The organism is Nocardia thailandica NBRC 100428, from assembly GCF_000308795.1.
Taxonomy (GTDB): Bacteria; Actinomycetota; Actinomycetes; order Mycobacteriales; family Mycobacteriaceae; genus Nocardia; species Nocardia thailandica.
Genome location: NZ_BAGK01000178.1, coordinates 1 through 9,292, shown reverse-complemented (window position 1 = coordinate 9,292; position 9,292 = coordinate 1). Strand labels below are relative to the sequence as shown.

Below are 9,292 nucleotides of genomic sequence, written 5' to 3'. Positions count from 1 at the left end.
TCCGGCAGCGCCCGAATCGCTTCCGGTGCCGAGGTCGGAGACCGGGCCCCCGGCCTCGCCGAATCGGGGAGCGTACGGGGCGGCCCCGGTCGCGGCGACGGGGGATCAGCGCGCGACGCCGGCGACGTGGACGCGGGAGGCGCCGAGCGGGCCGGACCCGGCGACGGACCGTGGGGCGACGGCGGTGCCGAGGGCGGCGACGGCGCGGACGCGCGGCCCGGAGACGGCGCGGGGCAGGCAGGCGCCGCGCCGGGAGCGGAGGGCGCCGGAAGCCCGCCGGGCCGCCCCGAGGGGGCAGGCGCCCCGGCCGAAGGCGGCGCCGACCCGCGATACCCGTCGGAGGCGGTACCGCCCGCCGTCTCGGCCACCGCGGCCACCCGCGTGATTCCGAGGCCCTCCTCCGGCGCGGCGAAGGAATCCGCCGCCGCGGCCAACGCCGCCGCCGAGACGACCGTGACGCCCACGCCGGTCGCCACTGCGTCGACTCCCGCGGGCGCCGCCCCCGCCGGTTCCCGCGACACACGAGCCCGGTCGCCGCAGGAGGCTTCCGCTACCGCCGAACCGCGGGGACGCGGACCCGTCGCGGCCGAGCTCGCGGGTGCGGCCCCCGACGCCGTCCCGGGACAGGGCGACCCCGCGCCGGACGAGGCCGTGCCGCGGAGAGTGGGCGTGCCGGGCGCACGGGCGGATTCGGCGGGAGCGCCGCCGGGGGAGGACGCCGTCGAACGGAGTGTCCGGGGCCCGGTCGTCGGGCAGGCGGGCATGGGCCCGTACGGCCCGGGACCCGCCGACCCGCATCGGCACGGGTGGCATGTGCCGCACCTCCCGGTGCCCGCGCGGATGTCGCGACTGCGGCGGTTCGGGTGGGTGGTGCTCGGGCTGCTGGTGCTGCTGATCCTGGCGCTGGTGACGGCGCTGGTGATCGTCGTGGCGGGCGACGACGACAGCGACGACGCGGCGGCGCCCACGCCGACGATCTCGGAGTTCGGCGGCGGGCCGGGCAGCACGGGCCGGGCGGCCGAGTCCGGTGACCGGGTGTTCCCGACCCTGCTGCCCGCCTCGGGGGATTCGGGCACGGGATTCCGGGGGACGCGGTGCGAGCCGGTGCGCAACGCGCGGGACCTGCGGGTTCCCACACCGCTCCAGGCGCGGCCGATGACCAGGGCGTGGTCGTGCGAGCGGACGGGGACCGACCCGGAGCAGCTGAGCTACACCGTCATCGAGTACGTGTCGGCGTCCCAGGCGAGCGCGGCGGCGGAGTCCGTGCCCGCCGCGGTGCGGATGTCCGAGCAGAAGAACGGGGTGCCGGTGATGGTGCGGCGGTGGTCGGTGCTCGAGCCCGCCGTGACGACGGCGTCGCCGGGGGAGTACGTCACCGCGCACCTCGTCGCGAGTTTCCCCGACGACCCCGACCACGCGAAATACCTGATCGCGGCCCGGAGCTGGGGCAGCAGCGGCGCGCCGGGCACGCCGCGTCCCTCCGCGCAGGAGGAGATCGCCGCGTGGTGGGGCGCGGTCACGCTCTGAGCGTCGCGGGGACCGGCTGAGCGCGGTGTCCCCGGCGCGGAAGCGCGCCGGGGACACCGGGTCTCAATCGACGGCCAGCGCCGCCACGATGGGCATCCGCGAGGCCCGCAGCGCGGGCGGGACGGCGCCGAGCAGCGACAGGCCGAGCGCGGCGACCGCGTACACCACCAGCATCGGCCCCGGATCGTAGGCGATGTCGATGGTCATCGCGTGGCCCATGGCGACCGTCGCCAGGTACTGGACCGCCGCGCCGACGGCCAGCCCGATGGTGGCGCCCACGATGCCGATCCCGGCCGCCTCGGCCAGCACCGAGCGCAGCAGGAACCGCCGCCCGGTCCCGATCGCCCGCAGCACCCCGAGCTCGCGCCTGCGTTCCAGCACCGACAGCATCAGCGTGTTCAGCAGGGCCACCGTCGACACGAGCACCACGATCCACAGGATCGAACCGCTCATCGCCGCGCCCTGTTCGACGCTCGACGAGATGGCCGCCAGCATGTCCGCGCCGGTGCCGACGTAGAGCGGTTCGGGCGCGGCGGCGCGCACGCCCGCGCGCACCGCCGCCGGGTCGGCGCCGGGCGCGAAGTGCACCGACAGGATGGTCTCGCCGGGCCGCTGGTACCAGGAGCGCATCTGCTCCAGGTTCATCATCACCACGCCGGACACCGCCGTGAAGTACGGGATCACCTGCAGGACCGCGACCTCGCGCGGCCCGCTGGGGGTGGTCAGCGTGATCCGGTCGCCCGCGGCGACGTGCATCGAGCGCGCCACGTCGCGGGTGATCACCACGCCCTCGCCGGTCGCCATCCGCGGCAGCACCGCCGGGTCGACCGCCGCCAGCCGCGCCGCGCCCGCGGCGACGTCGTGGCCCTGCAGCAGCACCCGCGTGCCGCCGAGGGTGGCGAACGCCATCTGGCCCGGCTCCACCCGGTCGACGCCCGGCACCGCGGCCACCTTGTCCGCGATGTCGCGCGGCAGCACCGGGCCGGTCGGGAACTGCTCGGCCGAACTGGGACTCACGAACAGGTCGGAGGCGCCGAGGTTGCCGAAGGAGTCGGTCGCCGAGTCGACCATGTTCGCCGACGCGCCGCCGATGGACACCGTGGCGGCCACGCCGATGAGCACCGTCATCGAGGTCGCCCACACCCGGCGCGGCGCCCGTTCCAGGGTGGTCGCGCCCAGCACGCCGGGCGCGCCGAAGAGCCGGGCGATGGCGCCCGCGGCCCGCACGATCGGCGTCGTCGCGGCGAAACACAGCAGCACCGCGCCGGTGAACGCGGTGGAGATCGACGCCAGCGAGAGCCGGCCGAGGTCGACGAAGGCCACCACGATCGCGATCGCGGTCAGCGCGAGTCCGCCGACCAGCGCGGCCCAGCGCAGGGCCGGGCTCGCGGCCTTGGCGTCGGTGCCCTCGACCGGGCCGAGCGCCTCCACCGGCCGCACCGAATACACCTGGCGCGCGGCGACACCCGCCGCGAGCACGGTGGCCAGCACGCACGCGGCCAGGGCGGCGGGGATCGCGTACCAGGGCACGAGGAAGTCGGTGTGCGCCTCGACCGACTGCACCATGGCCGCGGGCAGCCGCCCGATGGCCACCCGCCCGGCCAGCACGCCGATGCCCGCGCCGATCGCCCCGCCGACCAGGCCGAGCATCGCCGCCTCGAACAGCAGGTCACGCACGGTCGGCCCGCGTTTGCCGCCCAGGGCGCGCAGCAGCGACAGCGTCGGCCTGCGCTGGGCCACCGCCATGCTCATCGCGTTGTAGATGAGGAAGGCCGACACGATCAGCGCGGCCGCCGAGGCCATCAGCGTGGAGTAGCGCACGATCTGGATCGCGCCGCCGGCCTGCGCGGTGCGCAGCGACGGGTCGGCCACGATCGCGCGACCGTCCACGGCCGCCTCCAGACCCGCGCGCAGGGCCTCCACGTCGGTGCCTTGCTTCGCCATGATCTGCACCGAGTCGAGCCGGCCCATGCGGTCGGTGACCAGCTGGGCCAGCGGCAGCGGCGCGGCGATGAGGTGCCCGCCGTTGAGCTCGGCGCCCTTGCCGGTCATCACCCCGGCGACCGTCACGGTGCCCGGACCGAGCGGGAAGGTGTCGCCCTCGCGGTAGCCCATGGCCGGACCGACCAGGACGCCGCGCGGCGTGGTGAGCAGCTTGGCGCCGACCTGGTCCATCGGACCGGTCAGCTCGTTGCCCAGCTTCGCGACGCTCTGATCCGCGCCGACCAGCAGCGCCCGCCCGCCGGGTGTCAGTACCGAGGCCCGCAGCATCGGCACCGCGGCCGCGACGCCGGGAGTGGCCGCGATCCGGGGCAGCATCGTCTCCTCGAAACCGGCGTCGGTGATGCCGCTGATCTCGAGCACCGCGTCGCCGGCCAGGCCGGTGGTGAGCTTGTCCACCGACCCCGTCACCGAGCCGGAGATGCTGAGCACCGCCACCAGCAGCGAGGCCGACACCGCCATCACCGCGCCCGAGAGCAGGGTGCGTCCGGGATGGCGGAGCAGCTCGCCGATGTTGAACAGCCGCAACCGGTCCCAGGCGGCGGCGATCATGCGCGCACCCGCGTTCCGGAGACCTCGTCGGAGCCGACGCGTCCGTCGCGCAGGGTGATCACCCGGTCGCAGTGGTCGATGGCGCTCATGTCGTGGGTGACCATGACGATGGAATTGCCCGCCTCGGTGAGCGTGCCGAGCAGTTCGAGGATGGCCGCGCCGGTCTTGGAGTCCAGGTTGCCGGTCGGCTCATCGGCCAGGATGAGCGGCGGGTTCATGATCAGCGCCCGGGCCACGGCCACGCGCTGCATCTGCCCGCCGGACAGCTCGCCGGGCCGGTGCTGGGCGCGCGCGCCGAGACCGACCAGTTCGAGTAGCTCCCTGGCGCGTGGCTCGGCCTTGCGTAGTCCGGTGCCGTCCAGCAGTTTCGGGATGGCCACGTTCTCCCACGCGCTCAGGGTGGGCAGCAGGTTGAAGAACTGGAAGATGAAACCGACCTGGTGACGGCGGAATTCGGCCTGCTGTTCCTCGTCGAGCCCGCCGATCTCGGTGCCGCGGAACCGCACCGACCCCGAATCCGGCCGGTCGAGGGCGCCCAGCAGGTGCAGCAGGGTGCTCTTGCCCGAGCCGGAAGGCCCGATGATCGAGGTGAATTCGCCGGCCTCGATCCGCAGATCGACGGCGTCGAGCGCGCGGACACGCTCGTCGCCGACGTGGTACTCCTTGACCACCCCGGTCAGTTCGAGCAGCGGCTGGTTCTGTGACATCGCTTGTCCCTCGGTTGGATTGGGCTGAATTCGCGAAGGGTCGCGGCGCTCACCCTACGGCGACCCGGGCGCGGGCGCCGTACCGATCCAGGACGGCCCGCAGCTCGGGCTGCTGCGCGGCGAGGCGAAGATACGCCTCGGCGGGATCGAGGCCCTCGGTCTCGGCCTGGTCCATGGCGGCGCGCAGGTGGTTCTCCCAGCGGTAGGACAGGGCGGCGAGCAGGCCGTCGGCGCCGCCGAACAGCCGGTCCAGGTCACCGAGACCGTCGAACAGGGCGGGGTCGTGCGGGTCGATCGCGGCCCGGGCGAGGACGGTGCGCAGGATGTCGGTGCGCTGATGCTGATCGGTCCAGGTCATGATCTTCGCCTTCCGTGAGTGTCGGCGTCGCCGCGATCCCCCCGCGACGTGTGGTCCTCACGCTACGGAGACGCGCGCGCGAAATCGTCGTGCCGGAGACCCGACTCCGGCTCCTACCGGGGTAGGAGGCCGGCACCGCTTCCGGCACGATGTCCGGCGCCGTCGACGGGGGCTAGCCTGGAACGATGGATGTGACCGACGCCGCGGTACGGGCCGGGAGGCGCCCGGCGGAGTGGGGGCATCGACTCACCGCGCCCGCGCGGGCGCTGGTGGATTCCGCGCGCGAGCGCATGGCCGCGCTGCCCTACGACTATCCGCCCAGCATCATCGTCACCGCCGACGTCATCCTGCTGCTGGTCTCCGGCGCGGCGGTGGTGCAGCGGCACGAGTACTTCCCGACGCTGCTGCCGTTCCTGGCGATGGCGACGGTGTTCCTGCCCGTCCCGCTGTTCGCGATCTTCGGGGTTCGACCCCATCCGATCCTGCTCAAGGCGTGCGGGCTCGCCTCGTGCGCGCTGTTCCTGCTGCAACCGGTCGACGCCGACTTCGCGCCCTTCGTCCTGGTGGTGGTCGCGGGCGAGGTCGCCGCGATCGCCGCGCGCGGGGCGGGCATCGGGTTCGCGCTCGTCGCGATCGCGGAACTGGTCGCCTTCGACCTGGCGGGCAAACTCCACTGGGGCCCGGACGCCCAACGGCTGCAGGGCCTGCCGATGTACGTCATGGGCATCGTGCTCGGCACCTCGGTCGGGGTGATGCTGCAATACCAGCGCCGCTTCCTCTATCAGGAACGGGAGAACCAGACCATTCGCGCCGACCGCGCCGCCGCCGACGAACGCCGCCGCATCGCCCGCGAGGTGCACGACGTCATCGCGCACTCGCTCTCGATCACGCTGCTGCATCTGACCGCCGCGCGGCACGCCCTGCAGACCGACGCCGACGTGGACGAGGCCGTCGACGCGCTCGTCGACGCCGAACGTCTCGGCCGGCAGGCCATGGCCGACATCCGCCGCACCGTCGGCATGCTCGACGCGGGCCCGGCCAGCACCACCGCCGAACCCGGCGCGGGCGACCTCGACGAACTGGTCGGGGACTTCCGCCGGGCCGGGCTCACCGTCGACTACAGCCGCTCGGGCGACCTGGAGCTGGTCACCGGCGCGGTCGGGCTCGCCCTGTACCGCATCGGGCAGGAATCGCTGGCCAACGTCGCCAAGCACGCGCCCGGCGCGCCCGCCGCGGTGCGGCTGGTCGTCGACGAGGACCACGCCACCCTGACCGTCACCAACGAGCTGCCGCTCGGCCCGCCGCTCCCGGCCGGTGACGGCATGGGCCTGCGCGGCATGCGCCAGCGCGCCGAGCTGCTCGGCGGGCGGATCGCCGCGGGCCGGGACGCGGGCGGCTGGGCCGTGCGCGCCGGGTTCCCGCTGCGCGCGAGCAGCTGCTCCACCCTGTCCGGCCTGCTGCCCGGGCTGGGCCGTCACCGCGCCAAGGAGGATCTGTGACCGCCGCCGACGAGGGCACCGTGACCGTGCTCGTGGTCGACGACCAGGAACTGGTGCGCGGCGGCCTGCGCCGCATCCTGCGCCGCCGCGACGGCTTCGTCGTCACCGAATGCGCCGACGGGGACGAGGTTCCCGCCGCCGTGGCGGCGGACCCCCCCGACGTGGTGCTGATGGACCTGCGGATGAAGCGTGTCGGCGGCATCGACGCGACCCGGCTGCTGCGCGCCCGCGCGGGCGCGCCCCCGGTGCTCGTGCTGACCACCTTCGACGACGACCAGCTGCTCTCCGGCGCCCTGCGCGCGGGCGCGGCCGGGTTCCTGCTCAAGGACTCCCCGGCCGAGGACCTCATCCGGGCCGTGCGGACCGTCGCGGCGGGCGGGGCGTGGCTCGACCCGGCCGTCACCGGTCGGGTCCTGACCGCCTATCGCAGCGTCGCCCCGGCCGCCGCGCGCCCCGACCGCAGGCTCGGCGACCTGACCGCCCGCGAGTACGAAGTGCTCGAACTGATCGGGCGCGGGCGGGTCAACAGCGAGATCGCCCGCGAGCTCGGGATCTCCGAAGTGACGGTGAAAAGCCACGTCGGGCACATTTTCGGCAAGCTCGACCTGCGCGACCGGGCCGCGGCCATCGTGTTCGCGTTTGACCACGCCGTGGTGACACCGGGAGAATCGACCTTCTGACGAGCAGGCTTTCTTGGGCGTGCGGAAGGTGGGAGGCAGACGCTGGTGGTAGCACCTGGGTCACGGACGGGAAGCATGTTCGGTCCGTACGAGTTGCGGACGCTGCTGGGCGCCGGGGGGATGGGCGAGGTCTACGAGGCCTACGACACCGGGAAGGACCGGATCGTCGCGCTGAAACTCCTCTCCGAGGAACTCGCCCAGGATCCGGCGTACCAGACCCGGTTCCGGCGCGAGTCGCAGGCCGCCGCCCGGCTGGCCGAACCGCACGTCATCCCGATCCACGACTGGGGCGTGATCGACGGGGTGCTGTTCATCGACATGCGCCTCGTCCCCGGCACCGATCTGCGTGCCGCGCTGCAACGGTCGGGTCCGCTGAGCCCCGAGCGCGCGGTCGGCATCGTCGAGCAGATCGCGGCCGCGCTCGACGCGGCCCACGCCAACGGGCTCGTGCACCGGGACGTGAAGCCGGCCAACATCCTGGTCACCCCCGCCGATTTCGCCTACCTGGCCGACTTCGGCATCGCCCACACCGAGGGCGACAGCGCGGTCACCCAGGTCGGCATGGCGGTGGGTTCCTACACCTACATGGCGCCCGAGCGGTTCGACGTCGGCCCGGTCAGCGGCCGCGCCGACATCTACTCCCTCGCCTGCGTCCTGCACGAATGCCTCACCGGCGCGGCGCCGTTCTCCGCGGTCAGCATGAACGTACTGATCCGCTCGCACCTGTCCGAGGCGCCGCCGCGGCCCAGCCAGCTGGTCCCGGGGCTGCCCGCCGGCCTCGACGATGTCATCGCCCGCGGCATGGCCAAGGACCCGGGCGACCGGTACCCGACCGCCGCCGCGCTGGCCCAGGACGCGCGCGCCGCGCTCGGCGCACCGGCCGCGGCCTACGGCGGCGCGACCACGCGCATGCCGGCCCCGCAGGGCTGGGGCGGGCACGGACCCGCGGGCCGCCCCGGCTTCGACACCTACGGCCAGGATCCCGCGGCGCCCTTCGACGGCGGCGACCGGACGGGCGCCGCGCCCTTCGGCGCGCCCGGCCCCGGTCGCCCCGGCCAGCCCGCGGCCGACGGCCTCGCCGCGGCCCGGTTCGGCGCTCCCGCCCCCGGCGGGCCGGGCCGCGCGCCCGGCGATCGGCCCATCGATCCGGCGGCCGACCGCGGCCAGGGTCCCGGCCGGACCACCGGCGGCAGGCCGCTCGTCGGTGGCTCCCCGCGGACAGCGGGCGACCGGCCAGTCGCGGGTCCGGGCCGGCCGGTCAACGGTCCCGAGCGGACCACCGGCGGCTGGCCGGTCCGTCCCGGCGAGCAGCCCGCCGGCCGCGGTGCCCTCGCCGGGGTCGCCAGGGCGGGCACCGACGACACCGACGAGCCGCCCGCGGCGCCCGCGCCGGGGACCGGCGAGTTCCGGGTGGTCGGCGCGGTGTCGGCCACCGGCGGAATCGAGACCTCGCGTAGCGTCACCGGCCCGGCCACGGGCGCGCAGCCGACGCTGATCGTGCGCCCGCCCGAGCCGCGCGAGGGCGCGCCCGAGACCGCGGGCTTCCACCGGGTCAATCCCGAGGGCACCGGCGAATTCATGATGCCCGCCGTCATCCAGCCGACCGGGCCCACCGAGATCCGGGTCTCCGACATCCACCTCACCCCGCTCCCGCCTGCCGACGCCGCGCCCGAACCGCCCGTCGCGCCGCCCGCCTACACCCCCGACCAGGGGCTGCCGCATCGCCGGGGCGACGAGAAGGCCCTGCCCGTCCGGCCCTTCCCGGACGCGCACCTCTACGAGGACCCGGCAGGCCCGCCGACGCAGCAGTACACGCCGCCGTCCGCGGCGACGCGCAGGTACGGCACCGGCGAGTTCGCCGTCCCGGTGCCCGGCCCGGCGACGGGCGAGGGTCCGGCCACCCAGTACATGAACCCCGTGGGCGACGCGCCCGCGAGCCCCGGCGCTCCGCAGGCGGCGCCCCAGCAC

The 9,292-nt window shown here is 75.0% G+C and carries 6 protein-coding genes and 1 pseudogene; 4 read left to right on the top strand and 3 right to left on the bottom strand.

Features of this window, described 5'->3' with window-relative positions; translation table 11 throughout:
* Positions 1-1,527: pseudogene (locus ON36_RS19230) on the top strand (hypothetical protein); the annotation flags it as partial.
* A gap of 63 nt (positions 1,528-1,590) precedes the next feature.
* Here ON36_RS19230 and ON36_RS19225 read toward each other — a convergent pair.
* The 3 genes from ON36_RS19225 to ON36_RS19215 are packed head-to-tail and all read right to left on the bottom strand — an operon-like array spanning position 1,591 to position 5,145.
* Entirely contained in the window at positions 1,591-4,080 is a 2,490-nt protein-coding gene (locus ON36_RS19225) for an FtsX-like permease family protein (RefSeq protein ID WP_043655369.1), read from the bottom strand.
* Entirely contained in the window at positions 4,077-4,787 is a 711-nt protein-coding gene (locus tag ON36_RS19220; protein WP_043655366.1) for an ABC transporter ATP-binding protein, read from the bottom strand. The genes ON36_RS19225 and ON36_RS19220 overlap by 4 nt, the downstream gene beginning before the upstream one ends.
* Before the next feature lie 49 nt (positions 4,788-4,836).
* The gene (locus tag ON36_RS19215; protein WP_043655364.1) at positions 4,837-5,145 is read right to left on the bottom strand and encodes a hypothetical protein; all 309 of its coding nucleotides are present in this window, start codon (positions 5,143-5,145) and stop codon (positions 4,837-4,839) included.
* Positions 5,146-5,330: 185 nt separating this feature from the next.
* Here ON36_RS19215 and ON36_RS19210 point away from each other — a divergent pair, with 185 nt between their 5' ends.
* The 3 genes from ON36_RS19210 to ON36_RS32870 form a co-directional block, all read left to right on the top strand.
* Positions 5,331-6,644 carry a sensor histidine kinase gene (locus ON36_RS19210; RefSeq protein WP_083885233.1) on the top strand — a complete coding sequence of 438 codons (1,314 nt, stop codon included), beginning with the start codon at positions 5,331-5,333 and terminating at the stop codon, positions 6,642-6,644.
* Positions 6,645-6,670: 26 nt separating this feature from the next.
* Complete coding sequence (locus tag ON36_RS19205) at positions 6,671-7,324, top strand: response regulator (RefSeq protein ID WP_043655377.1); 654 nt, start codon at positions 6,671-6,673, stop codon at positions 7,322-7,324.
* A gap of 75 nt (positions 7,325-7,399) precedes the next feature.
* A partial coding sequence (locus tag ON36_RS32870) for a serine/threonine-protein kinase (RefSeq protein ID WP_218001219.1) occupies positions 7,400-9,292 on the top strand: 1,893 nt, incomplete at its 3' end.